Origin of the sequence: Mesorhizobium sp. M7A.F.Ca.CA.002.15.2.1 (assembly GCF_003998715.1) — a bacterium.
GTDB classification, from domain to species: domain Bacteria; phylum Pseudomonadota; class Alphaproteobacteria; order Rhizobiales; family Rhizobiaceae; genus Mesorhizobium; species Mesorhizobium ciceri.
The window spans coordinates 15,227-39,662 of record NZ_RZPI01000001.1 but is presented as its reverse complement, the minus strand read 5'-3'; the positions used below and the strand labels follow the sequence as shown (position 1 = coordinate 39,662).

The 24,436-nt window shown below is 59.7% G+C and carries 19 protein-coding genes; 5 read left to right on the top strand and 14 right to left on the bottom strand.

Going from position 1 to position 24,436, the window contains the following annotated elements; all coding sequences use genetic code 11:
* Genes asnB (ENZ74_RS00160) through ENZ74_RS00150 form a run of 3 tightly spaced genes read left to right on the top strand, consistent with a single transcriptional unit; the run spans position 1 to position 3,878 of the window.
* A complete protein-coding gene (gene asnB, locus ENZ74_RS00160; RefSeq protein ID WP_063167487.1) occupies positions 1 to 2,022 on the top strand; it encodes an asparagine synthase (glutamine-hydrolyzing) in 2,022 nt (673 codons plus the stop codon).
* Entirely contained in the window at positions 2,019 to 3,572 is a 1,554-nt protein-coding gene (locus ENZ74_RS00155) for a class I adenylate-forming enzyme family protein (RefSeq protein WP_063167488.1), read from the top strand. Before asnB (ENZ74_RS00160) ends, ENZ74_RS00155 begins: the two co-directional genes overlap by 4 nt.
* A 39-nt stretch (positions 3,573 to 3,611) precedes the next feature.
* Positions 3,612 to 3,878, top strand: a complete 267-nt coding sequence (locus ENZ74_RS00150; protein ID WP_013533122.1) for an acyl carrier protein — start codon at positions 3,612 to 3,614, stop codon at positions 3,876 to 3,878.
* Between the two features lie 59 nt (positions 3,879 to 3,937).
* On the opposite strand, the gene ENZ74_RS00145 is transcribed toward ENZ74_RS00150, so the two are convergent.
* From ENZ74_RS00145 to ENZ74_RS00115, 7 genes are all read right to left on the bottom strand, one after another.
* Positions 3,938 to 4,630: a class I SAM-dependent methyltransferase gene (locus tag ENZ74_RS00145; RefSeq protein WP_164745784.1), complete on the bottom strand. Its 693-nt coding sequence runs from the start codon at positions 4,628 to 4,630 to the stop codon at positions 3,938 to 3,940.
* Between the two features lie 110 nt (positions 4,631 to 4,740).
* Complete coding sequence (locus ENZ74_RS00140; protein WP_127312633.1) at positions 4,741 to 6,003, bottom strand: polysaccharide biosynthesis/export family protein; 1,263 nt, start codon at positions 6,001 to 6,003, stop codon at positions 4,741 to 4,743.
* A 16-nt stretch (positions 6,004 to 6,019) separates the two neighbouring features.
* Positions 6,020 to 7,249, bottom strand: coding sequence for a hypothetical protein (locus ENZ74_RS00135; protein ID WP_027163967.1), 1,230 nt, complete (start codon positions 7,247 to 7,249; stop codon positions 6,020 to 6,022).
* Positions 7,246 to 8,250: an SDR family NAD(P)-dependent oxidoreductase gene (locus tag ENZ74_RS00130; protein ID WP_063167490.1), complete on the bottom strand. Its 1,005-nt coding sequence runs from the start codon at positions 8,248 to 8,250 to the stop codon at positions 7,246 to 7,248. Before ENZ74_RS00130 ends, ENZ74_RS00135 begins: the two co-directional genes overlap by 4 nt.
* 87 nt (positions 8,251 to 8,337) lie before the next feature.
* Positions 8,338 to 9,012 (bottom strand): sugar transferase, encoded by a 675-nt coding sequence (locus ENZ74_RS00125; protein WP_013533117.1) that lies wholly within the window; start codon positions 9,010 to 9,012, stop codon positions 8,338 to 8,340.
* The gene (locus tag ENZ74_RS00120; RefSeq protein WP_013533116.1) at positions 9,009 to 10,145 is read right to left on the bottom strand and encodes a DegT/DnrJ/EryC1/StrS aminotransferase family protein; all 1,137 of its coding nucleotides are present in this window, start codon (positions 10,143 to 10,145) and stop codon (positions 9,009 to 9,011) included. The genes ENZ74_RS00125 and ENZ74_RS00120 overlap by 4 nt, the downstream gene beginning before the upstream one ends.
* 39 nt (positions 10,146 to 10,184) lie before the next feature.
* Entirely contained in the window at positions 10,185 to 10,907 is a 723-nt protein-coding gene (locus tag ENZ74_RS00115; protein ID WP_013533115.1) for a sugar phosphate nucleotidyltransferase, read from the bottom strand.
* Positions 10,908 to 11,387: 480 nt separating this feature from the next.
* Between ENZ74_RS00115 and ENZ74_RS00110 the strand changes: the two genes are divergently transcribed.
* Positions 11,388 to 12,062 (top strand): response regulator transcription factor, encoded by a 675-nt coding sequence (locus ENZ74_RS00110; protein WP_063170174.1) that lies wholly within the window; start codon positions 11,388 to 11,390, stop codon positions 12,060 to 12,062.
* Here ENZ74_RS00110 and ENZ74_RS00105 read toward each other — a convergent pair.
* A complete protein-coding gene (locus ENZ74_RS00105) occupies positions 12,055 to 13,797 on the bottom strand; it encodes a PAS domain-containing protein (protein WP_063167491.1) in 1,743 nt (580 codons plus the stop codon). The two genes, ENZ74_RS00110 and ENZ74_RS00105, sit on opposite strands and share 8 nt — an antisense overlap.
* A gap of 213 nt (positions 13,798 to 14,010) precedes the next feature.
* On the opposite strand from ENZ74_RS00105, the gene ENZ74_RS00100 reads away from it, so the two are divergent.
* Positions 14,011 to 14,718, top strand: coding sequence for a helix-turn-helix transcriptional regulator (locus ENZ74_RS00100; protein ID WP_024502429.1), 708 nt, complete (start codon positions 14,011 to 14,013; stop codon positions 14,716 to 14,718).
* Positions 14,719 to 14,799: 81 nt separating this feature from the next.
* Here ENZ74_RS00100 and ENZ74_RS00095 read toward each other — a convergent pair whose 3' ends face one another.
* The 6 genes from ENZ74_RS00095 to ENZ74_RS00070 form a co-directional block, all read right to left on the bottom strand.
* Positions 14,800 to 15,840 carry a glycosyltransferase family 2 protein gene (locus tag ENZ74_RS00095; protein ID WP_063167492.1) on the bottom strand — a complete coding sequence of 347 codons (1,041 nt, stop codon included), beginning with the start codon at positions 15,838 to 15,840 and terminating at the stop codon, positions 14,800 to 14,802.
* Positions 15,837 to 17,204 (bottom strand): lipopolysaccharide biosynthesis protein, encoded by a 1,368-nt coding sequence (locus ENZ74_RS00090; protein WP_127312632.1) that lies wholly within the window; start codon positions 17,202 to 17,204, stop codon positions 15,837 to 15,839. The genes ENZ74_RS00095 and ENZ74_RS00090 overlap by 4 nt, the downstream gene beginning before the upstream one ends.
* A gap of 184 nt (positions 17,205 to 17,388) precedes the next feature.
* The gene (locus tag ENZ74_RS00085) at positions 17,389 to 19,647 is read right to left on the bottom strand and encodes an exopolysaccharide transport family protein (RefSeq protein WP_244514268.1); all 2,259 of its coding nucleotides are present in this window, start codon (positions 19,645 to 19,647) and stop codon (positions 17,389 to 17,391) included.
* Positions 19,622 to 21,619, bottom strand: coding sequence for an asparagine synthase (glutamine-hydrolyzing) (gene asnB / locus ENZ74_RS00080; protein ID WP_063167493.1), 1,998 nt, complete (start codon positions 21,617 to 21,619; stop codon positions 19,622 to 19,624). Before asnB (ENZ74_RS00080) ends, ENZ74_RS00085 begins: the two co-directional genes overlap by 26 nt.
* On the bottom strand, positions 21,620 to 22,879 hold the full coding sequence (locus tag ENZ74_RS00075) for an O-antigen ligase family protein (protein ID WP_063167494.1): 1,260 nt from the start codon (positions 22,877 to 22,879) through the stop codon (positions 21,620 to 21,622).
* Positions 22,876 to 24,084 (bottom strand): glycosyltransferase family 4 protein, encoded by a 1,209-nt coding sequence (locus ENZ74_RS00070; RefSeq protein WP_063167495.1) that lies wholly within the window; start codon positions 24,082 to 24,084, stop codon positions 22,876 to 22,878. The genes ENZ74_RS00075 and ENZ74_RS00070 overlap by 4 nt, the downstream gene beginning before the upstream one ends.
* Between the last annotated feature and the right edge of the window lie 352 nt (positions 24,085 to 24,436).

The window sequence follows — 24,436 nt, the reverse complement described above, 5'->3', positions numbered from 1 at the left end:
ATGTGCGGTATCGCCGGAATTGTGGCGCTGAACGCGGCTGCGGAGCCTCCTTCACGAGCCGCGCTTCTACGAATGGCAGCCGCGCTCTCCCATCGAGGCCCGGACGAGAGCGGCGTTTACCGCGACAGGCGGGCGGGGCTGGCGCATACCCGTCTGTCGGTCATCGATCTCTCGACCGGACAGCAGCCCCTCGCCGACACCGGCGATACCACCTGGATCGTGTTCAACGGCGAGATCTTCAACTACATCGAGCTGCGTGAACAACTCACGGCGCTGGGGCATCGTTTCCGCACCCGCAGCGATACCGAGGTCATCGTGCACGCCTACCGCGCCTGGGGCGTGGCCGCGTTCGAGAGGCTAAACGGGCAGTGGGCACTCGCCATCTGGGATTCGCTGACAGGCCGCCTCGTCCTGTCGCGCGACCGGTTCGGCATCTGCCCGCTGCATTTGTGCGAACATGCTGGCCGCCTTCACTTCGCCAGCGAAGTGAAGGCCATTTTCGCAGCCGACCCGGCGATACCGCGGGCCTTCGATCCGGCGGGGATAGACCAGACTTTCACGCTGTGGACGGTCGTACCGCCGCAAGGCGTATTTCAGGGAGTGAAGGAACTTACCCCCGGCCATGTACGCATCTACGACAATGGCAGCGTTCGTGAGCACGCTTTCTGGAAACCTTGCTATCCCGAGATCGCGGACCAGGCCCATGGCACCTTCACCGGCTCACTGGACGATGCGGTGGACGAAGTGCGTAGCGCCTTGCAGGCCGCGACGGCGCTTAGAATGGTCAAGGCGGATGTGCCGGTTGGCTGCTACCTTTCCGGCGGGCTCGACAGCTCACTTGTCGCCATGCTCGGTAGGCGCTTCGCCGGCGCGCCATTCCAGACCTTCTCGTTGCGTTTTGCTGACGCCGAATATGATGAAACCCGTTACCAGCGGCTGGTTGCAAGTGCGAGCGGCGGCGAGCACCACGAGGTGATGGTTTCGCGCGGTGATATTGCCGAGGTTTTCCCAGATGTGATCCGTCACGCCGAGTGTCCGATTCTCAGGACCGCGCCGGCGCCGTTGTTCCTTCTCTCGAGGCTGGTGCGCGAACATGGCATCAAGGTCGTCCTGACCGGCGAGGGCGCCGACGAGATGTTTGCCGGCTACGACCTGTTCCGTGAAGGCAAGGTCCGCCGTTTCTGGGGGCGGCAGCCCGCATCCGCCCGACGCGCGCGACTGCTGGAACGGCTCTACCCCTATCTGAGCCGGTCGCCCGTCAAGCAGCAGGCGATGGCGCGCCAGTTCTTCGGACACGGTATCCATGCATTTGGCGCGCCCGGCTTCGCGCATGACACCCGCTGGCGCACCACCAGCGCCATCAAACGGCTGTTCTCGGCCGACATGCATGCCGAAGCGGCGCGTCACGACGTGGTGGCGGACCTGCTTGGCCACCTGCCCGAAGAGTTTCCACGATGGGGTCCTCTCGCGCAGGACCAGTATCTTGAGATCAGGACGCTGATGTCGGGCTACCTGCTCTCCTCGCAGGGTGACAGGATGCTGATGGCCCATTCTGTCGAGGGGCGCTTCCCGTTCCTGGACGACAGGCTCGTGGCGTTGGCGAATTCGCTCCCGCCCGACTACAAGCTGCGCATTCTGGATGAGAAACACGTGCTGAAGCGTGTGGCGAAATCGATCGTGCCCGCGGAAGTCGTGGCCCGCAAGAAGCAACCCTACCGGGCGCCCAACGCACTTTGCTTCACGGGCGATGGCGCACCCGCCTATGTCCGCGAAGCACTCTCCGAGACTGCCCTGCGCGCGGCGAATGTCTTTGATCCGAACTCGGTCGCGCGCCTGCTGGACAAATGCGCTGCCAAGACCGGCGATGGGGATCTGTCCAACTCGGACAACATGGCGTTGGTCGGCGTGCTGTCGACGCAGCTCCTCCATCAGCAGTTTGTCGCTAGCCGCCCATCGAGCGCGCATGCGGTCGACCTCAGGATAGACGTCGATCACCTGCACAGGGAAGAGGTGCTGGTATGATGCATGGCGCCGTACCTCTGCTGGACGATTACCTCAGCCATTCGGCCGAACGGCTCGGCGACAAGATAGCGCTGGTGTGCGGCGAGCACCGGCTCACCTATGACGAGCTTGAGACACGCTCCAGCGCGGTCGCCCGTCATCTCGTCACGTCCGGGGTCGCCCCCGGTGACCGCGTTATGATCTTCGCCGACAACACCGTCGAGACCGTGGTCAGCTTCTGGGCGGTTCTCAAGGCGAGCGCCGTTGTGTGCGTCGTCAATCCGCTCACCAAGAGCGACAAGCTGGGGTATTTGCTCAACGATTGCCTTCCGGCAGCATTGATCACCGACAAACATTTGCAGCCGGTCTTTGCTGAGCCGGCGCGTAACTGTCCGTCGCTGCGGCGGCTCATCGTCTCCGGTCAGGTGGACGACGCCGAGCTCCGGGGATTGCCGCATGCCGTGCGCTGGGATGAGGCGGCTGCCGGCCACGGCAAAGCGCCGCCCCGCCGCCGCATCGATATCGATCTCGCAGCCATCATCTACACGTCGGGCTCGACCGGCGAACCCAAAGGCGTGATGCTGACACACAGGAACATGATGACAGCCTGCACGTCTATCGCCTCGTACCTTGAGCTTGGCGAAGACGACGTGATCCTCAATGTCTTGCCCCTGGCCTTCGACTACGGCCTCTATCAGATGATAATGGCATTCCGTACCGGGGCGCGGTTGGTCCTCGAGCGCTCGTTTGCCTTCCCCGCACAGATACTTGCGATCATCGAAAGGGAGAGAGTTACAGGCTTTCCCGGCGTGCCGACCATCTTTGCCGCGCTGTCGGATCTCAGGACGCTGAAGGCAAATGATTTTGCAAGCATAAGGTATGTCACGAATACGGCGGCAGCCCTGCCGCTTAAGCACATTCGCCTGCTCCAGGAACTGTTTGCCGCCGCCCGCATCTATTCGATGTACGGCCTGACCGAATGCAAACGCTGCACCTATCTTCCGCCGGACGATCTTGCCCGAAAACCGTTGAGCGTGGGGATCGCCATCCCGAACACCGAAATGTGGATTGTCGATGAGGATGACCGAAGGGTTGGTCCCAATGTCGTCGGCCAGTTGGTCATCCGCGGGGCAACGGTCATGAAGGGCTACTGGGGTAAGCCGGAGGCTACCGCGAAGAAGCTCAAGCCAGGTCCTTTGCCCGGCGAGCAGGTTCTGTACACCGGCGACTACTGCCGAATGGACGAGGAAGGCTACCTCTATTTTGTCGGCCGCAGCGATGAGATCATAAAATCGCGGGGAGAAAAGGTGGCGCCTAGGGAAGTCGAAAACGTGCTGATGGAAATCCCGGGAGTACGGGAAGCCGCGGTTGTCGGAGTACCTGATGACCTGCTGGGGCAAGCAGTGAAAGCGTTTGTCGTCATGGAGCAAGGAACGATCATGGGCGAAAAGCAGCTGCGGATGGAATGTCAGAAGCGATTGGAAAACTTCATGATTCCGAAGTCCATCCAAATTGTGTCCAGTCTGCCGATGACGGACACGGGCAAGCTCAAGAAAATGGCGCTGTCATAAAGCAATTTACGGAAATTATTTGGATCGGAGGCCAATTCAATGCTGAGCACGAACAACAGAATTGACACCTACAGCGATCAAATCCGCGCCTTTCTGGCGTCAAACTTCTACGTAGCCGACCCGCGTGCGCTGGAAGTTGAAACGTCGTTGCTCGATCAGGGCATCATAGACTCGACTGGAGTGCTTGAAGTTATCGGATTCGTCGAGGAGACATTCGGCATCACTGTCGAGGACAGTGAACTTCTGCCGGAGAATTTCGATTCCATCCAGGGAATTGCACGTTACGTGGTCAGCAAGGAAAACTGATCGCCGGGCTACGGCTTGAGGGCGTCGTCCCAACCGGGCGCGCAAACCCATGGCGCGGCTCACGCTGGCGCTTTGGCCCGTGCACAAACCACCCTGGCTTCACCGGCTTTGTTCGCAACCGTGCGAATGCTCTCATAGGCTTTGGAACGCTCAACCAAACTCATGACCTGCCGGTCCTGGCCAAGCCCGACCTCGAAAAGCAGCATGCCACCTTGCCGCAGATAATGCTGCGCCTCCTTGATCACCCGCATATGAATGCTCAGGCCGTAAGGCCCGGCAGCGAACGCCTCACGGGGTTCAAGTTCCATCAGATGCGCGCGGTCGTTTTCGAGCCGCTTCTCCGAGATGTAAGGCGGGTTGCAGACGACCAGATCGATCGTACCTTCGAGCTCCAGACCCGAGAAGGAATTGAAGAGGTCGCCCTGTAGCACCGAAATACGTCCGGCCAGGCCAAGATGGGCAACGTTCCGGCAGGTGGTTTCGACGCAGCTGTCAGTAAGATCGCTCGCCCAGACGCGCGCGGTGGGGACCTTGTATCCAATGGCGCAGGCGAGATTGCCCGCCCCGCAGCACATGTCCACGACACGCGGTACCGGCCTGTTAAGTTCACGAAGCACATTGAGGGCGGTGCTGCCGAGCAGTTCCGTCTCCGGGCGAGGGACGAGCACGCCGGGCGCGACAACCAACTTCAGCCCCATGAAGTCGGTGCGGCCGGTGCTGTAGGCGCTGGCGACATCTATTTCACCAATCACGGCAAACCCGCTTTCTTGATTTCCCAATGTTGATTTCTCAGGCGCCCGGTCTTCATGCCATGGGCGAGCCATCAGCAACGTCGTTCCCGGCTCGGTTCACGTCCGCGCAACTACTGGATCGCCGCGCTCTGCAGTTCGCTGCTGAACCTCACCTCGATGGTGTCTCCAGGCGCAACCTCGGTGTCCTGGTCGACCGGTCGACCTCTTGACGCGTCGCCGGCCCCGCCGGTTATTGTGATCCGCGCCTGAAAGGTTTCGCCGGCGACGGGCAGTGGAAGCGCGGACGCCCCTGATGGCTGAAGCTTCTGGCTGGCTGCGTGGAGCCTTGCAGTGGTCTCGGCGAGGCGAAGGTCGGTGTCCCTCAATTCGTTCAGAAGGCCGATCCTTCTTTGATTTTCATTGCGTTCCTGCTGCCTGACGGAGTCTTCCTGCTGGCGCCGCGTTCTCATCAGTTCGACTGAGGTCTCGAGCGCCCGGCTCGACGACATCAGCACGGCACGCCTGACGTCGGCGAGCCTGCTGTTGGTCAGGTTGCCCGATTCGAACGATTTGGTGACCCGCGCAAGATCGTCCTCATCCTGTTTCACCTCGTCTGCTTCCGCCTGCTCGCGCTTGAGCAGAACCTCGACCTGAGCCTCGGCATCCTTGGCGGTCTTGTCGAGATAGCTTTGCTCCTGCTGAAAATTGTTCAGCGAAATCTTGAGGCCCTCCGCTTCCGCCTGCGCGACCGCCGATATCAATGCATTCGACAGGGGCGAGCCTTGCGGCGGTTGCATGTCAAATTCTGCCTGGTTCTGAAGTTCGGCGCGGATGCGCGCGCCATGAAAGTAGTCCCTGATGTAGTCCCCCCAGATCGACTCGTAGTCGCGTCGCAGATCAACGGGATCAGGTCCGCTTTGGCTTGCCCGAGACCGCAGGAGACTAAAACCGCCGGCGACGGCAATTGCCTGTCGGACAGTCATGAGTGGCCGGTAAGTCTGCTGCCCTGGTGTCAGCACATCGCCAGTCACATAGATCGGACGGTACTCCGCGATCACGGCCGTGACGTCGCTCGGCTTGATGACGATCATTTGCTCCCGTCCATCAGGTAGGCGCTGATGGACTATCTTGGTTGGCAGCACCGCCTCCATGCGCGTCTGCAATTCTGCCGGCGTCAGCCCGCCAACCGGGATCATCCCGAACTCGGGCAGCGCGATCGAGCCATCCATTTGCACGATCGCGCGTTGCGTTCGCTCCGCTATGGAGGCTATTCCTATCTCCACCGTATCGCCGGGCGACAGCTTATAGGCCACCGGCGCTTCAGCCGCGGCTGCGATATCCAGGGCCAGGCAACCGGCAAGGGCTGCAAAGAAAATTCGGCTAACGAAGGCCATCGATGGCAATCTCCCTTTAATTCAGGCCCGGCTGCTGCGGCCAATCGAGATGGGCGACGAATTCGTAGACCGGCCCACCAGGCACCCCCCAATTGCTCGACCAGATCACTTGCGACCCATCAGGGGAGGGTGAGGCATGTGTCTCGCTCCAATAGTCGAACGGAGCGTTTCGCGTCTGCACGATGCGTCGCACCTCCTGACGACCGTCGACACGCAGCGCGATCACTTCGCGCGTGTATGGCGCCCAGTCCGGGTGGCTCCGAACCTCATCGGGATTGCCCCCGTAACTTATAAACGCCCATTCGGGCCTGTCCAAAGCACGCAGCGACGTATGCTCGGCCTCACCGTACTTCGTGAGCGACGTGACCTTTCCATCGGACAACCGACGCTTGATCACCTGATATTTGTCCGGAGCGGATTTGCTGGTTCCGACGTAAATTTCGCTGCCATCCGCATCGAGAGTCAAATCGCCATGGCCGGGCCGATGATGATCCTTCCACGTTTGGCGCAGGGTCCCGTCGACTGCGAAAATGGCTCGCTGTTCGGTGCCGTCGACCAGATTTTGGAAACACAGGATGTTCTCTCCGAGCGGAGAAATGGTGCAGGAGCTGGTCGTTCCGGCAACCTGGGCGAGATCGATGTCCGGGTATTTCAGACGCCGGTCGATGTCGTATGCGAAGACGACAGCAGCTCCATCATTGCGGGTCGCGCGTACGGCAATGCGGTTGCCGTCACGACTAGGATTTCCCTTGGACGGGCCGAATTCGAGATCCCGATATTTCGTTGCGGCATACACTATGTCCTCACGATTGGTGCGGGGCGCCCAGGTCGATATCTTTTGACCATCGACACAGATCATCATCTCCGCGTTTCGAGGGCGCCATTCGCACTCACCCGACTTGTTGCGATGAAACAAAGGGAGGTAGGTTTTCCCGTCGAGGAAACACATGCCGTTGCAGCCGTTCATGAGGACGAGGAGGCTCTGATCCGCATTCCAGGCTTGCGCGCTCGAGTAGCGATGACTGCAATATATTTTGCCGCAGACAATTCCGCTGCCAAGCGCTCCGGGCTGAGTGATCCGAGTAAAGCGGATCCCTGTCGCCGGATCAGTTGCAGGTTTCAGATAAGCGGGCAGATCCATTGCCGGCTCCGTGCCTGCCGCACCGCTCGGCCGGTTTCCGGCTGTGTGCAGCGCCAGCAGAGCGGCCATCAACAGCAAAGCTGGTATGAGCCGCGGAAAGGTCATGTCATGTAGCTCATTTCGCGTCGGACGCGGCCTTCGCTGAGGCGCGAGCGCCACCACTCGATGGTCTTTTCCAGACCATCACGCAAGCTCGTATGTGCCCGCCATCCGACTTTACTTTCAAGGTTCGAGGAATCGGCGAGCAACGCGCGAACCTCGGAGTTTTGCGGCCGCATCCGGCTTTCATCTCGACGAACTGGTTTCCTGGTGCCACTCAACTCGAGCACCAACTCCAAAACGTCCGAGACACTGACGGCGCGCTGGCTGCCTGCATTGTAGGCATGGCCAAATTCAAGCTCGGCCGCCCCTGCCGCCACAAATGCCGCAGCAGTGTCCTCCACAAAGGTAAGGTCGCGGATAGGGCTGGTGTCGCCGACCATGATCGCCGGACAGTTCTCGTCCAGAGCCTGCCTTATGATGGTCGGCACGATGGCCCGCTCGCTCTGGCGCGGCCCGTATGTATTGAACGGTCGCAGGATGACCACCGGCACATCGAAGGACCTGGCATAGGACGCCGCCATCATGTCTGCGCCGATCTTGGATGCAGAGTAGGGGGACTGTCCCTGCAGTGGGTGGGATTCGTCGATCGGCATGGTCAGAGCGGTGCCATAAACCTCGCTCGTGGACGTATGCACAATGCGTTCGGTTTCCCAGTGGCGTGCCGCTTCGAGGACATTCACGGTGCCCAGCACATTGGTTTCCACATAGGATTGGGCAGCCGCGTAGGAGTAGGGAATCGCAATCAGCGCAGCCAGATGAAACACCGCCGCCTGGCCGCGCACGATCCGGTTGATGAACGCGCTGTCACGAACATCCCCACGAATGCATTGCAGCTGGCTTCGAACGTGGTCGGGTAAATCGTCCAGCCAGCCATGGCTGTCGAACGAGTTGTAGAGGGCCAGTGCCGTGACATCGGCGCCTTCGTGCACCAGCGCTTCCGTGAGGTGGGATCCGATAAATCCATCCGCACCCGTGACCAGGACCTTCCTGCCGTGATAGCTCACGACTGCGCACTCCTTTGATCGTGTGAGCTGACAAACTGGCGAACGAACAACGATCCATTCATGCCAAACTCTCCTCACTTTCCAACTCTATCCACTTGCCGCGGGAGGCAGGGACACGCCGAAAACCGCCCTGAAGCCTCGCATTATCCAGACGAGGTCCGATGCAATCGTGCGCCGCGGATAATAGGCGAGGTCGATCGTTGCCTTGGCCGGGAACAGGACCTCTCGATAAAACAGGAGCGGATCAAGGGATGGCGGGTAAAAACAGGCTTCGTGACGGAAGAGAACCTGGGTCGGGCCGAGCAGGCCGGGCTTCCACTGCAGGACGGCTTCATTGCCGCCGCGGAAACAATCGGCGAAGGCAAGGCTTTCCGGCCGCGGGCCGACAATTGCCATGTCTCCCGTAAAAACGTTCCACAGTTGCGGCAACTCATCAAGTTTCGTTGCCGCGAGAAAACGGCCTATCCGCGTCATGCGGCTGTCATCGTTCATGGTCAGCGCAAGGCCGAAAGGATCAGCTGTTGTCTTGAATTTGCGGAACTTGTACATGCGAAATGGTTTTGCGCCGGCACCCAGGCGCGTCTGTGCGAAAAGCACGGGCCAACCACCCTCGACAAAGAGTGCAACAGCAATCAGTAGCATCAGCGGAGCGAGTGCCATTCCCGCTGCTGCGGCGAGGATGATATCCATCGCGCGCCTGGCAATTCCATGGCTGGTGCCAGCTACGGCGGGCCGATGCATCGTCACGTCGAGTGCGTTCATGCCGCGGCTCCCGCGCGCCCGCTGCTTTCAATCGCGGTGGCCAACGCAACAACCACCGACTCGATCGCACTTGCCGTAATTTGCGGGTGTAGTGGAATCGTCAACTCCCGCTGCGCGAAATCCTCGGTCTTCGGCAGATGGATTTCAGTGAACATTTGGCGATAGAGCGTCATCTGGTGCACGGGCGTATAGTGGATTGTGGTCTGTATTCCCTTCGTTCGCAGATGGTCGATCACCGTTTGCCGGTCGACGTCATGTGGCAGGAGGACAGGCATGATGTGATAGGCCGAGGTCCGCGGTTTGCAGAACGGAACTGTCACAGCCGAGCAATAGTCTGCGATCAGACGTCGATAGAGGACGACCAATATGCGCCGGATTTCATTCCATTCCTGCAGGTTCTGAAGCTGGACCAAGCCAATAGCGGCGCGCAATTCATCCATGCGATAATTGAAACCGAGCATCGTCACATCGTATTGCGGCGTGCGGCTGTTCAGCCGCTGATGTGTGCCGCTGGTCATCCCATGTCCGCGAGCCTGGCGGATCGCTTCACGGAGCTGTGCATCCCGGGCGATTACGGCCCCACCTTCCGCGGTGGTCATGTTCTTGTTGCCGTAGAAGCTAAAGGCCGCGGCCGCACCATAAGTCCCCACCTCCTTAAGGCCGGGAGCATGCGCGGCATCCTCGACGATATGCAGTCCTCGCACACGGGCAAATCTCTGCCATTCTTCCCGGTCGGCGAGGTAGCCGGCAAAGTGGACGAGAATGACGGCCTTGGTGCGTCCGGTGCACTTGGCTTCCGCGTCGCTTAGGGACATCAGTGGCACTTCGGCCGACTCTATGTCGACGAATACCGGTGTTGCTCCTACGTAGAGCACTGCATTCGCGGTCGCCACGAAGGTCAGCGAGGGAACCAGAACTTCGTCTCCGGGACCGATCCCAAGTGCATGGAGAATGAGATGCAGGGCGGCGGTGCAAGAGCTGACGGCAACGCAATCGACCGCATCATGCACGGCCGCGAAGGCCTCTTCAAAGGCTCGTACCTGGTCCCCCATCGTCAGCCACCCACTGTCGACAACTTTGGCCAAGGCCGCCTTTTCCGGAAAGCCAAGAATAGGAGCGCTGACCAAGAGCATTACGACCTCCTCATGTTGGCGTGGTCGAGCGTTCAGCCCTCAAGCGGCCGCTGCCGAGACCTCGATCGATGCGGACTGCTCTTCCCAGGCAATGGTTTGTGCGTTTTGAAAATCTTCAACGCGTCCGATATCCAGCCAAAGCCCGTCATGTTTGTAGACGTGCACATTCGTGCCGTTTTGCATCATCTGCAGCATGAGATCGTCGAATCCGAAGGCGATGCCGTCAGGTATAAAACGAAAAACGTCTGGATTCATGCAATATATTCCCATGCTTACCAGATGGGATAGCGTCGGTTTTTCACGAAATACTTGAACGGTATTGTCGACCTCGTCGATGACGCCGAAGTCCATCTTGATGACGCGGGATGCGGTGGCTATGGTGACTGGATCCGTGTGTGTGCGGTGTGATGCCACAAACCGGCTGAGACTGAGATCGGTAAGTACGTCCCCATTGAGAACAATGAACGGCTCGTCCAGTTCCTCCCTGATCAGGGAGAGCGGGCCAATGGTGCCGAGAGGTTCCAGTTCCTGGGTGTAGCGTATCCTTAGATTCCACTGGGATCCGTCCCCGCATACGGTGCGGATCAAGTGCCCCAGATAGCCGGTCGTGACGTAGACTTCCTGAATGCCGTTCCGCCGCAGCCACTTCAAAAGCAATTCAAGAACCGGTCGAGCACCGATCGGCATGAGAGGCTTGGGCAATATGGAAGTGAAAGGCCGAAGGCGTGTTCCCATTCCACCGCACTGAATGACCGCTTTCATCTCGTCCTCCTATTGATACGACTGTCGCGGTGTGATGGGTCCAACCCACCCGGCCGGAAGGTACGCCAGTGTTGGTTTTGCCTCTCCGGAGTGCAGCGATGGTAAGTGGCGCTTAAGAAGGCGTCGTCGTGCATTTGAATGGCACTTTCCCGGCCTTTTGATTCAATATTCCAGTTGGCAGGGCATGGGGGCGGCAGGGCGATCAGAGCTGGGAACTGTTCACATGTCCGGCGCCGGCAACGACCTGCTCGGAAGGGCATCGCTACCGTTCGTACGAAAAAAACACTTCAACATCTGGCCCTGAAATGTGTGCGATTGTAAGCTATATTAGAAGGTTGAAATGTGCCGATGGGCGGCGGCGAGCGTCGACATACGGGGGATCAGCGGGCGGCTGATCTGTGTTGGGTCACCGTACAGTCCATCCAAAGGGAGGTTTCGGCAGCTAGGGACACATGCGGGCTGCCAAAAGGTGGGTGGTTCATGTATCGTATTATCATCGCCGATGATCACGGCTTGTATCGTCGTGGGCTGCGACTGGCTTTGATGGCCGGCATTCCAGACTTGGAAATATTCGAAGCGGCGTGTTTTGATACCGTCATAAGCTTGCTTGAAGATCAGGCGCCTGTTGATCTCGCCATCATCGACCTGAACATGCCGGGACTGTCCGGTCAGGACGACCTTCGCGACGTCTTACCGGCTCATCCCGACACACGGTTTGCAATTGTCTCAGGGACCGATTCACGCGCCGAGATTCTAACTGCCCTCTCGATTGGACTTCATGGCTATATCGTAAAGTCCCAAACGGACGAGGAGGTGGTCCTGGCGGTGAACGAAATCCTGGCTGGCCGCATTTACGTTCCGGCACTTCTTTCACAAAGGTCCAAGGCGTCGGTGCGCCTTCCATCCGAGGCTCCCACGCAAATGCCCCACAGGACCATCAGCGTCAACAATCTGGGCAGGCTTACGTCCAGACAGAAGGAAGTCCTCAGGTTGATGGCTGAAGGTTACTCGAACAAAGAGATTGCCCGCTCTCTTGAAATTGCAGAAGCGACGACGAAGATTCATGCGGCTGCCGTCCTGCGCGAACTTGGGGCACGAAATCGAACGGAAGCCGCGGTTTTGCTGAAGACATGGGCCGCCAGGGACATCAACTAGCGCCGATTGCTTTTGGCGGCAGCCGGACCGAATATTTCAGTCCGTGATCCAGCATCTCAAGCTTGGAAGAGTGGCCCACGATAGGCTCACCGCCGGCTCCGATAATCAACGACCCAAAACCACGCCGAGCCGAGGTGGAGACCCGGCGCTCTCCCGATTCCGACCATTCAAACACTATGTCGGCGCCGGGCTCCTGGGCCACGAATTGCCACACGACCTCGATCCGTCCTGCCGGAGTGCCGAGAGCCCCATGCTTCACGGAATTGGTCGTAAGCTCGTGAACGATCATTGCGAAGCTCTCAGCCGAACCCTCAGCCATTTTTATTTCGGGTCCACTGATCGAAATGTCATGCGTCCCCATATAGGGCTGCAATTCCTGAACGATGAGGTCACGCAGGGAAGCCGACAGGCTGCCATCGCGTGAAAGAAGCAGATGCGTCGCCTGGAGTGCGCCGATCTTTTCGATCAGTGTCTGCTTATAGCTGGCGATATCATTGTCGGGGGCACCAACCATATTCACAAGCGCCGTGATCACCGGAAACAGATTGTTGAGCCTATGGCGCTGTTCAAGCATAGCCCGCTCTCGCTTCTTCGCCGCAGCCCGCAGCAGAATGGTTATGCGCCGATCGGTGAGATCCGCGGCGACTCCTATTCGCTGTGCACGACCGTCGCGCAATTCGTCCCGTCCCCGAAGAGCAATCCAGCGGATATGTCCGCCAGTTCGCCTGATGCGGATCTCAGCGTCATAGTCGGCGCCTGATGCAAGCTCTCCCGGGGCCATCAGATTAGGCAAGTCGGCCGGGTGAACGACCGCAGTCAATTCCTGCAATGGACGGCTCGGCGCGGGTGCCAGCCCCATCATTTCCCAGAACGCGGCTGAGCCCTTCACGGACCCGCTCTCGAAATCTATGCGCCATGTTCCCAACCGGCTTGACGATAGCGCCAGGTCCAACCATTCCTTCTGAGCCCGGAGTGCCTCGCGGGCGGTTCGCTCTCCCGATATGTCGTCCACCACTACAAAAATGCTTTGAGGGAGAGCATCGGCTGGCACGGCCAAAGACAGGGCCAATCTTGTCCACAAAATCGTGCCGTCTCTTCTCAGGAGACGGATCTCCGAGCCAAACGAAGTCGTGTCTTTCAGGCGAGTCAACGCTTCCGCCAAGGTGTGGTTGTCGTCGGGGTGGACGAGTGCGCTGAGCGGCAGACTTGAAAGCTCCTCCTCGACATACCCTGTCATCTCACCAAGACGCTTGTTGGACCGTTGCAACTCTCCGTTCTCATTCATGTTGGCAAAGCCAATGGCGGCACGTTCGAATGCCCAGCGATACCTGTTTTCGGTTGCTTCCAAGGCCGCGAGTCTAGCCTCCGCAACCTGCAAAAGGGTGCGGTAGTCCTGCCTCTGCCGGTGGAAAGTCAGGGCGATCATCCCCCCTGCAACCAGCAGCAGAATGGCTTGAACCCAAAGGCCGACATCGATTGGATGGTGCAGGACATCCCGCGTCAACAAGCCGACGGCAACCATCACAAATGTTGCCGCAAGAGCGATCATGCGATCTTCGAAATATGAGATGGCAATAATGGCGGGAACAAACTCAAAAAAGCCGATGTCGTATGCCACAGAGGTCGGCAGCGCTGTCTCGACTGCAAGTGTCGCTATCAGGAGCGACATCGAGGCAAGGCGGGTCAGCAACTTGCCTGAGCTGTTCGGATGCAAACTGAGCGAATGCAAACGCATGTGCCAGACTATAACCTTCTGACTAGTCCGTCGAGATTAGACCGAAAAGCGTACAGACTAGTCCGACCGCAGGATTGTTCCCCGGGATTGTAGCGCGCATTTTGTCCGATGTCGGGGGCGGATCGGACCGCTACTCTCCAAGCGACCTGACTGACATGTTTAAGGCACCTCCTTTTGACTGGGAGGCGTTGCCGTTTTGCGGGAGGTAAGAAAATGGCACTGGTTGGTAGGCAAGATGATGGAATTCTTGGTCGCCAATATGGAAGTTTCGGGGGAAAGCCTGTCTCCGCCTTGAGAACGCAAGGTGACCATGCTTCCGCTTGGCATCAAGCACCACAACGGTTCGACAGCGTTGCTGTCGAGCCACGGCAGAGCAGCCTTGCATCTGTTGTGAGAATGCTTGATCGCATCGGTTGTGGCTACCTGATCCTGAACAGCGACAGGAAGGTCATGGAGTGGAATTCAGCCGCTCAAAACACCTTGGAGCGCGAAGGCGAGGCAGCCGATACGGCCAGCAAGGTATTTGCTGCGCTGAGACGGCTGATCGCAAACGTGCCGGGCAATTTTTCTCCTGGCACGCTTTCATGGGTGGTGATCCGAGGCATGGGCGACAGGCCCCTGATATTGAACGAGAAGGGCATAGCAACGCCTGACGCGACAAGCATCGTGGCGCTGCTGGATCGTGAAAACAGGTCCGGGCCAAATCCCCAGACGCTGCAAAGAATGTTTGGTCTGACGAGTGCCGAAACGCAGCTCGCACTGCGCTTGGCGCAGGGCGATGCCCCTTTGGAAATAGCCCGCAAGCGGCGCTTGAGCCGGACCACGATAAGGTCGCAGCTGGCGTCGCTGTTCGCCAAGACCGAAACACGGCGACAGGCGGAACTGGTAGCTCTTCTTGGGCGCATATGCGTTTTGCCGTGAGGCAAACGCCTTTACCATGCGCGCGCACAACAGGCTTGTGCGCGCAATCTGTCGCTGATGTGCTTGTCGGCCAGCCTCACCTTACCGCCGTCGCGTGCGCACCCGGCCCAATCTTGGGCGGATTGCAAACACGTGATTAAGCACGTGCCAGCCCGCCACCTTCATGACCGAAGGCCGGAAGATCTGTATCCCATCCAGGAACGTGGTCAACCAGGACTGCTGGTGGAACCGCATGGGAATACGAGCAACCCGCAGCGCCCGCAGCAATGTCTCGGGAGGCGGGAGATGGTTGCGGTCTTTGATGAGATTCCAGTTAAGCTGCTTGACGGCGAGGGTCACTTCGTCGACCTCGCGGAAACTCTTTGACGTGGTAATGCTTGGATGGCTCGTTGCATCATAAAAGGTAAGCGGATCGCTTATCGCCACCATGTCCCCATGGCTGGCTAGATCGACGAAGAACAGTTGATCCACTCCGGCCGGAATCTCTTTGTGCGTGCGCATCAAGCAGCCGGCACGAATGACGTCGCTGTTGATCAACAATGTGGATGGAATGATCCCCAGGCAGCGTGTCGCGCGCACCAGATAGAGGTCCATCAGGCACTGCTGGCTGGAATAAAGGGAGATCGCTTCCTGCTCCTTGGGGACTTGGCGAAATCTCACTCGCTTGTCCTCGATTATGTTTGCGGCTGACGTCATGAAGGCAACCGACGGGTGCTGTTTGGCAACTTCGGCGAATGTCCTGAGTGCACCTGGCGCAAGCCAGTCATCGTCGTGCAGCAACTTGATCCACCGTCCAGCGCAAGCCAGCATAGCGTTGTTGGTGTTCTCCACCTGACCGCGACCTCGGCTGTTCTCGATGATGCGGATGCGAGGTTCGCTTCGTGCATAGTCGGTCACGATAGCCCAGGTCTCGCCCTCCGGTCCCTCGTCGTCGCTCACGACCAACTCCCAATCGGAGTAATCCTGACCCAGGACGCTGTCGATCGCCCTGCGGATCGTATCGGGCCGGCGAAAGGTTGGTATCCCGACAGAGATAAAAGGGCGTGACCATGAGACATCGGCACGGTCATGCTGGGTGACCGCAACTGCCGCTTGAAGATTGTCAACCGACGACGAATTCATGGTGTTTTTTCCTCGAGACATTCATGTTGGATGCACGTTGCAGCGCCTGCTGGTTGGGGGTCGTGGGTCAACAAATACAGCGATGCTGCCATTTTCAGAGCGAAACCCGACGCGCCGCCGGCGGCCATGAAATAGATGACGGTGACTGGCTGCCAGCCCGCCTGGGCGCCGGCGAGCAGCGGGCCAAACACGAGAACCGCTCGTGCGAGGTCGATGACCAGTCTTGTTCCTTGCCGACGTAGCAGAGCGGGAACGTCGCTAAGCGGAGTAGACAACGCTTGTGCCGCACCCATCAGCGCCAGTGCGGTCATGATTTCCGCGGTGTGCATCCAAGGCTCGCCCAGGAGCGGAACGACCACATAGGGCGCGGCGAGTCCAAGCAGCAATATCGGCACCGCGGTAAAGCCGGCGGCCAGCAGGAGAAGCCCGCGTGCCACGCCAAGCAGGTGTCCACGATTGTTGTTCTGGTTTGCTTCGGCGACAAAAACATTGCTGAGCGGTGAAGCGATCAGCGTCACTGGACCGGTAACCAGGCGCGTTGCCACGCCCAAATATCCGGCAAATGCGGTGCCGAACAGCCCACCGACAAGAACTGCCGGAAGATTGTTGATCGCTATGCTCGCGAGTGTTGCGGGGATATCGAACAGAGGAAATTTGTATTCCCGCCGGGCCTTTTCGAACACCGCACGCCAAGGTGCCCGGGCGATGCCGCGCAAATCCTCCCAGCTCGTCACCCGATAACCGATATACCCGATAAAGACGAACTGGCTCAAAATATGGGCATGGATCATCGCTTCGCCGCCAAGGTTGGCAATGCCGAAAACCAATTGCAGTGCAGCCATGCTCGCCGGCAGGATCAGCCGCCCAAGGGCAAAGTCGCGCAAAAGCCCAGCACGCAGGCTCCAGCAGTTCATGGCTTCGACCAGACCTGCGCCTCCCATTCCGATCGGAATGAGCCAGGCAAGCGAGCCGAGGCGGTTGGGAGCAAGGTTCGACAGCATCTGTCCGGCCGAAAAGGCCAGGACGGTGGTCACGAACACAGCCAAAAGGATAAGCTTGACCGTCACATAGGCCTGGGCGCTCCCCTTAACCCCATAGAGTGACGCCTCGAAGCGCAATGCTGCGACCCCGGCGAGTATGTTCACAATCGACAGATAAATCGTAAAGATGCCGAAATCCGCAGGCGAATAGAGCCGCGCCAAGACCGGAATCGCAGCAAGAAGGGTGAGTTGGCCGACAATTGCCATCGCCGACACCTCACCAGCTGCACGAATGATCGAACCGATCGTGCTCGGCCGAACAGCGATGATGGCTGTGTCGGCCGCGGGAACCATCTTGGGTCTCAGAAGGTCGCTCAGTGCCATCGGTTCGCGCTTCCGAGGGAGGCAAATATCGGGGATTGCCGCAGCCTACGATGCACACCGAACGTTGCCATCATTCACCTGAATGACGCGCTCTGCGGACAGGCTGCACCCTGAATCGTCCGGGCCGCTCCCTGGATGAACCGCCCCCGGATCGTCCGCGGCCCAAGGACGAGCCTATGCTTGGTCATGCTATCTGCTCGCGCAAGAGGTCGGCGCTATCCTCGAGCCGATATCCGGCATGTTTTTTCAAGTTCACTTGCGTGAGGACGCTGCCGACGGGTACCGCAAGAGAACCGTTGCCCTGAAGGAGTTCCAGCACCCCGCGAGCGAGGGTACGTGGCGTTTTCCTCCATCGGACGGCAAAAAGCACCGCATCAGCCCATCCAGCCAGAAATTTGGCTTCCGGCCGCCCGAGCGCCGACGGCAGGTTTATGATGACGATGCGATAGGTCAAGTGCAGATCCGCCATCACTTTGCCCCCATCCTCGCAGGACAACACCGCCAGCAGATCGTCCGACGGAGCAGCGGTCATCACGTCGATGCCGATTTCATGCAGACTGGCCACGGCGTTTTCCAGGTTGCTGCGATTGCAGACATAATCAGCGAAGGAATGGCGGCTCTTGCGCTCGCTGAACTGATGCAGGAACTCGAGCGTGAGTTGAACGCCCTTGCGTTCAAGATCGATCAAGAGAACACGACCGCCCATCCGCGTGCCGGCCAGCGCCAGACTCCATGCGAGCTCGGTCCCCCCATCCTCCGGGACGCTGGAGGTGACAAGCGCCGTGTACGACGAACGAGCCCTCAGCGCATTGGGCGCCGCAGCAATCAGCAACGACGTCACGGCGCGGCTATAGGCGGAGCTGCGCTCGCCCAGGACAAGGGTTCGCAGTCGTTTGGCATGCACCCTGCCTGCTTCGGGAATCTGCCCCATACATGGAACCTTGAGCACCGCTTCCGCCTCGGTCTCACCGCGGAAAGTCCGATCGAAGTGATTGCGCATCGTGACGAAAATCGCGCCCAGTATAGCGAACACAATCATCCCGGGCGGAACAAGGAAGATGGCGGGCAAGGTCTGCGGGATGGTCGGCGGCCATGCCGCCGATAGGATGGAAATTCCAGCCGAGGGAACTCCGATACGCCGCGTCAAATCCTGTTGCCGGCCAAGAAGTTCGTTGTATCGCTGGGTCAGCAAACTGACCTGCGGCTCGAGAACCCGCAACCCGGAAAGCCGGCTGGCGGTGTCGGCCATGACCGCATCCAAAATGGCCTTCCGGCTCTCAAGAGTGGCGATCTGGGCACGGAAAATGTTTGCGTCCGCAGCAATCTTGTCGATGCCTTGTTCGACCTTGCTTTCGGTCAGGTTTCTGAGTTCTTGGTCCGCAGGCGCGCGAGCCTGTCGAGCCGCAAGATCGGCAAGTTCAGGCCCGCCAATGGCTTCGGCCACGGAGACGAAAGAAGCCCCCTGCGCTCGAAGCTCCTGAACATGTCGCAGCCGAGTTTCCACAGCGGCGAGATCTGCGTTTGACATCGACAATTGCTGGCTGAGGTCGGCCCGTTCCCTGGCTGCATTGTCCGCCGAGCCTTGGTCGATGGCTCCGTGGCTCAACCGATATTTCTCAAGGCGGTCGGCCGCTGCCTGCAGATCGTTTTGCAGCCTGGGCAGGCTGGTGGTGATCGCATCGAGTTCTTGCTGGTCGGATGCCTGCCTTCTCCTTATCAGATTGTCGACATAGACCTGAGCGAATGTGTTGGCCACGAGCGCCGCCCGCGCGGGACTGTCATCGGCGAAAGCGACGGAGACTACTCTCGATCGCAGCTCCTGCCCGACCCGCATTCCTTGCCGCAAGGCTCTCAATTCAGAGGCATCCTCGGCCTGTGAATCGCTGATTGTTTTGTCCGCTCCTGGCCACAGTCGGTCCAGTAGACCACCGGCAAGCGAGCGTGTCCTCGGGGGAGGGATGGCAGACGGCTCAAGCCGGGAATTCCCGCTAGCGGAATTGTCCTGTCCGGTTTCAGCCGCACCTGTCTTGCGCAGTGCCGCCATGACGCGGCGCAGATGGTCTTGCGACGATAGCATCGTGATGTGGTCATCTATGCTTGAATCGACGAGGTCCTGCGAAGACGGGGCGCCGACGGGCAGTGAACCGCGCGATGGGGCGTCGATGATAAGCTGAGTAGTTGCTTCGTAGAGAACCGGGCGAAGACTTCCCAGCAACCCCGCCAGCAGCCCGCCCAACACAGCGAAGGCAACAATAGACCATTTTCGCCTTGCCAGAATCACGAAGAGTTGGTGCGACGCGGTGGCCGGCTCGACATATTCGCGCAATGACCGCACGTGCACTCTGCCTTCGAGAACCGGTGCTGGTGGTTGATTGATCCGTGGCAGCTGGATCGGGCTGATTGCGGAACCTACCATTTTATACTCCTGCCAGATCGGGTTCATGAATTGGGCCGGTTTCCTGTGCTTGCCGGTTGGCTCGGCTCCGCCAGGCCTGGAACATCAATGCGGACCACAATTCGCGCGAGCGGTTCTGGCCATCAATGTGATCGCGCCAGCAGGCGTCGATCTTCGCAGCGTCCAATACGTCACTGCTTTCTGCTCGCATGTCGGCGAGAAGATCGCTGGCCCAGTTGCGCAGCGGACCCCGCAGCCATGCTGCGATAGGGACATCGAAGCCCTGTTTCGGACGCTCGATCAGGTGCTGCGGGAGATAGCGGCGTAGCAATTGACGAAGGATCCATTTGCCGGCGCCATCACGAACTTTCATGTTGGATGGCAGCCGCCAGGAGAATTCGACAACGCGGTGGTCAAGCAGAGGACACCGGCCCTCAAGGCTGTTGGCCATAGTGGCACGGTCCAGCTTCACCAAGATATCGCCAGGCAAGTACCCCGCCATGTCATCGCACAGAAGACGGGAGAGCAGGTCGTCAAGCGGCGGACCGCCGTGGCCGTAGATTGGTTCGGTGGGCCGCTGACGTCCCAGGTTTTCAGCCTGTGGCCGCGCCAGCCGCTGAAACAATTCGTCTTCATTCGATGCCGTGAGCAGCCGGGCGAGACGTTCCATCCGGTCGCTCCGGATAAAATGCCTCGCGCTCGCAGAGAGTGGCAGTTTGCCGATGACATCGTCGCGTCCGGCGCGTGCGAAAAAACCTGCCCCTGCCGCCAAGGTTCGGCGCAGTTGTCGGGGCAGGCGCAGGTGTCGTTTCAACCGCTCCGCCATGAAGTGGCGGCCGTATCCTGCGAAGCATTCGTCACCGCCGTCGCCCGACAGCGCTACGGTGACGTGCTGACGGGCGAGCCTGGCAACGAGCAAGGTCGGTATCTGCGATTCATCGGCGAAGGGTTCATCCCAGACCTGCGGCAACTCGGGAATGACGTCACGTGCGGCGCTGGGCGAGAGGTGAAGTTCGGAGTGGTCGGTGCCCAGATGACGGGCAACGGCCGCTGCGTATGGAGCTTCATCAAAGCCGCCCTCTGCGAACGAGATCGTGAAACTGCGAACCGGCTTGCAGGATTGAGCCTGCATCAGGGCGATCACGGCTGAGCTGTCGATCCCGCCCGACAGGAAGCCACCCAGAGGGACGTCGGCCATCATGCGTTCCCGCACGGCCAGCCGAAGCCGGTTGTCCAGTTCGTCAACCAGATCTTCGTCGGTGCCGGTAGCGGGGTTCCGTCGCCCATCGGCTGCAACGTCAGCCAGTGACCACCAGCGGTGAACGCGTTGCGAAAGACGGTCCGCGCTGCGGTCTTCGGCACAATTCGCCGCGGTGACGGAAAGGACGGAACCAGGCGGCAGTTTGAACACGCCTCGCCAGATACAGAGATGGTCCGGCACCCATCCCGTTGAAAGCATTGCCGCCGCGGCATCAAGATCAAGGTCGGGAGAGAAGCCCGGAAAGGTGTTGATCGCCTTCAGCTCAGAGGCGAAGACCAATGCGTCTCGGGTCGAAGCAACATAGAGGGGCTTTTTGCCCATCCTGTCACGGGCCAGATAAAGGCTTCTTGTCTTCAGATCCCACAATGCGAACACGAACATTCCGGCAAAGCGTTTGAGGGCGGTTTCAAGCCCCCAATGCTCGATTGCGCTGAGCATCACTTCGGTGTCGCTGGCGCCTTGAAAGGTTTGGCCCGCACCCTCAAGTTCGCGACGTAAATCGCGAAAATTGTATATCTCACCGTTGAAGGTGATCACGTATCGGCCGCTGGCAGAATGCATCGGCTGGTGCCCGGCGGCTGACAGGTCGACAATTGCCAATCGCCTGTGGCCCAATGCGATTCCAGCCTCGCGATCGGCCCAGAGCCCTTCGCCATCCGGGCCCCGGTGACGCAGCGATGCGGTCATCCGCCCGATCGCTTGGAGCGGCTTTATGTCTGTGGCATCGGAAGCCAATAGAATTCCGGCGATCCCACACATTTAGGGCACCCTGGGCTCGGCAAGTTGCCGCCGAAGTGCGGTCGGATTTCCGGCAACGAGGCAGAAAGCCAGCGAAAACCACACGATCGGATGGCGGATGATCAGGTGAGGCATGCTGAAGATTATCGTCGACGCACCGAGCACCAGCAGCGCGTCGAATCCCGCTCGCCAGGCAAGCGACATTGCGGCTCCCACGATCCAGACCAATGCCATCACCGCAAGCAATCCGCCCTGCAGGTAAAGGTCAAGAACGGTATTATGGGCCTCGAAAGGTCGCTGCAGAAATTGACGGTCGGCGACGGGCGGGCGCTCGAGGTGAGGCCCAGGGCCCAATCCCAGCGACCCGGATTTCAACCCCGTTTCCACCGCGTCCTGCCACAGATAGAGCCGGAGTTCGAACGTTTCGAGTGTCGCTTCCCCACCCTGGTCCTTGGTAAGGCTCTTGGCAAAATGGGCGACGCTGGCCTCTTCGGTGAGCGCGTAGGGCGTCATCGCCAGCGCTAAAGGCAAGGAACCCGCCAACAGCACAATTGCTGCCAAGCGGGGCAGGCTGGCGCGACCGCTTGTTGCGATCCATGCACGAAGCCGCAATCCGAGAAAGACGAGGCAGCTCAGGATACTGGTGTAGAGATAGGTGTCGCTCTTCGTCAGCCGGCCGACATAAAAGGTCAGGATCAGGCTGGAGAATGCGAGCAAACGGCGCCATGGGTTGCGGGTGGTCGTGGCAAGGTGCAAAGCCAGGGGGCCAAAAAGCGCGCAATAGAGCGCAAGTTGGTTCGGGTTCTCGGACCAGCCCCGGAATCTGTCCCAGAACCAGGGGTCGACGCCGGGCTGGTGGGCTACCCCAAATGCCAATCCCAGCTGAATTACGAAGCTTCCATTGGCGATGGCGATCACCCACCAGGCACTGCGGCGAAGGTGACGATCGGCGTCGGGCTCCGCGGCCGCCAGGCATGTGAAGCCGGCCAGCAGCATGTAGGCCATCAGGTCATGTACCAGCCCGGTCAAGTAAAGGACGGTGGTCAGGTAGCCGACGATCGTGCCGATTCCCAAAGCCAGCGACAAGATCAGCCAGAAGCTCGCCAGTTGGACAAAAGCGGGTGTGACCTGGAGACGACCCCCGGCGAATATTCGTCCAATCGCCAGAACGATCCAGATCGCGATGAACAATTCGCCATAGCCGAGCGGCAATCCCGGAACGGCCAGTTGCGTCGCGTAGGACATCGCAACTCCCAGGGCGAGCAAGGCGTCCCGGATCATTGACGTGCTCCGCCCCGGTGATCTGCGAGGCTGCCCTCAAGCGCGACAGCAGGGAGCGGTCGCGGAAGCCCCGCGCGGAGTGTGTTTTCGTACAGGTCGCAGTACTGATCGACCACCAACGGCAGGGCAAATCGCTCCCGCACAAGTTCAGCGGAACGGACGCCCATTGCCTTTGCCCCAGCGCGGTCGGACAGCAAGTCTATTGTTCGCGAGGCAAGGGCATCGGCGTCATGCGGTGCAACCAGGTAGCCATTCCACCCGTCTTCGACGACGTCTCTGCAGCCTGGCATCCTGGAAGCCACGATTGGCAGTCCCGAAAGCCCCGCTTCCAGCAACACACGCGGTACTCCTTCGCGATACTGGGTGGGAAAGGCGAATACATCGGCCATGCCGAGGAGATCAGCGACATCGCGTCGTGGACCCAAGGCCAGCACATGAGATGCGTGCCGGTCGATCTCGGACTTGTCGATTGCGAATGAGCCTTCGGATTCTCGCGGGCCGACAAGCACAAATCGTGCTGCTGGTCTTTCGGCCACGACGCGAGGAACCGCCTCGAGGAGGGTTCCCACACCCTTCTGACGGGTCAAGCGGCCGACAAAGATCACCACTTCGGCGGACTGGAGGCCGAGTTCCCTACGCATCTTCGTTGCCGAGGACCCGAGATGGCGCACCGTTGCGAACGCATCGACATCGATTCCGGAACTGCGTATCAGTCGCGAGCTTCCGCGACCGGTCAGCCGAAAGCGCTCGAAGAACAGTTGGTCATCACGATTTTGGAAAACGGTCGCCGCCGTCCACGAAGACGCGAGCCATTGCAGCGCGCAATAGACCGGACGCAGGGCCAAAGCGCGAGGCGCCAGAGATGAGAACGTCCAGCCCAGCCCGTTGATGGTGCGAATAACCGGAACTGTTCCCCGCATGGAAAGGGGCGTCAACAGATTTGGCTTGGTGTCGAAACTCTGGATGATGTCGGGCCGAAGCTCCCGCATCAATCGGCGCATCGTTCCGAGAGCACGCCATTCCCCGCCGCCAGATGCAAACCGGTCGAAGGAGAACCTGTGATGCGAAATGTCATGCCTTAAAAACGGTACGGGAGAACCGCTCGAGACCGCCGTAACGCGAAAGCCTTTCTCTCGCAGCGCGATGAGGAAGGGAACTCTCAAGGCGTGATCCTCGCCTCCCACGCAGACCAGATGTGGGTTCATCTGCCTCTCCCCAGCGCACACGGCGGGCAATCGAGTAACTGACGCTCTCGATGCTGCCACGGCCCGGTTTCATCACCTATGAGCGCATCCCGCCCGAGTGCACGCTATGGGGAGGCCGGGTTCCTGTCCTCGTCCGTTTGAATGACACCATGATGTTTGGAAAGGGGTAGGACCAGTGAGGCGAGATTCCCTCGCGGTGGGGGAGCGCTAATGTCCCTCCTGTCTTGCCGACGCAGTCTCACCGGGACGCCCCCACGGCATTGCCTGAAGTGGGTACGATGAGTGGCTGGAGTAAGGCGTGGCGGACCTGAACTCCGCGGCTCGCTGATGGGCGCGAAGTTCGGACGCTCGG

Excerpts from the sequence above, each read along its gene's own strand:
- ENZ74_RS00155 (WP_063167488.1), top strand. The coding sequence starts at position 2,019 with ATGATGCATGGCGCCGTACCTCTGCTGGACGATTACCTCAGCCATTCG.
- ENZ74_RS00110 (WP_063170174.1), top strand. The coding sequence starts at position 11,388 with ATGTATCGTATTATCATCGCCGATGATCACGGCTTGTATCGTCGTGGG.
- ENZ74_RS00095 (WP_063167492.1), bottom strand. The coding sequence starts at position 15,840 with ATGAATTCGTCGTCGGTTGACAATCTTCAAGCGGCAGTTGCGGTCACC.
- ENZ74_RS00070 (WP_063167495.1), bottom strand. The coding sequence starts at position 24,084 with ATGAACCCACATCTGGTCTGCGTGGGAGGCGAGGATCACGCCTTGAGA.
- ENZ74_RS00085 (WP_244514268.1), bottom strand. The coding sequence starts at position 19,647 with ATGAACCCGATCTGGCAGGAGTATAAAATGGTAGGTTCCGCAATCAGC.
- ENZ74_RS00115 (WP_013533115.1), bottom strand. The coding sequence starts at position 10,907 with ATGAAAGCGGTCATTCAGTGCGGTGGAATGGGAACACGCCTTCGGCCT.
- asnB (WP_063167493.1), bottom strand. The coding sequence starts at position 21,619 with ATGTGTGGGATCGCCGGAATTCTATTGGCTTCCGATGCCACAGACATA.
- ENZ74_RS00140 (WP_127312633.1), bottom strand. The coding sequence starts at position 6,003 with ATGGCCTTCGTTAGCCGAATTTTCTTTGCAGCCCTTGCCGGTTGCCTG.
- ENZ74_RS00090 (WP_127312632.1), bottom strand. The coding sequence starts at position 17,204 with ATGGCACTGAGCGACCTTCTGAGACCCAAGATGGTTCCCGCGGCCGAC.
- ENZ74_RS00150 (WP_013533122.1), top strand. The coding sequence starts at position 3,612 with ATGCTGAGCACGAACAACAGAATTGACACCTACAGCGATCAAATCCGC.
- asnB (WP_063167487.1), top strand. The coding sequence starts at position 1 with ATGTGCGGTATCGCCGGAATTGTGGCGCTGAACGCGGCTGCGGAGCCT.
- ENZ74_RS00135 (WP_027163967.1), bottom strand. The coding sequence starts at position 7,249 with ATGACCTTTCCGCGGCTCATACCAGCTTTGCTGTTGATGGCCGCTCTG.
- ENZ74_RS00120 (WP_013533116.1), bottom strand. The coding sequence starts at position 10,145 with ATGCTCTTGGTCAGCGCTCCTATTCTTGGCTTTCCGGAAAAGGCGGCC.
- ENZ74_RS00105 (WP_063167491.1), bottom strand. The coding sequence starts at position 13,797 with ATGCGTTTGCATTCGCTCAGTTTGCATCCGAACAGCTCAGGCAAGTTG.
- ENZ74_RS00075 (WP_063167494.1), bottom strand. The coding sequence starts at position 22,879 with ATGATCCGGGACGCCTTGCTCGCCCTGGGAGTTGCGATGTCCTACGCG.
- ENZ74_RS00125 (WP_013533117.1), bottom strand. The coding sequence starts at position 9,012 with ATGAACGCACTCGACGTGACGATGCATCGGCCCGCCGTAGCTGGCACC.
- ENZ74_RS00100 (WP_024502429.1), top strand. The coding sequence starts at position 14,011 with ATGGCACTGGTTGGTAGGCAAGATGATGGAATTCTTGGTCGCCAATAT.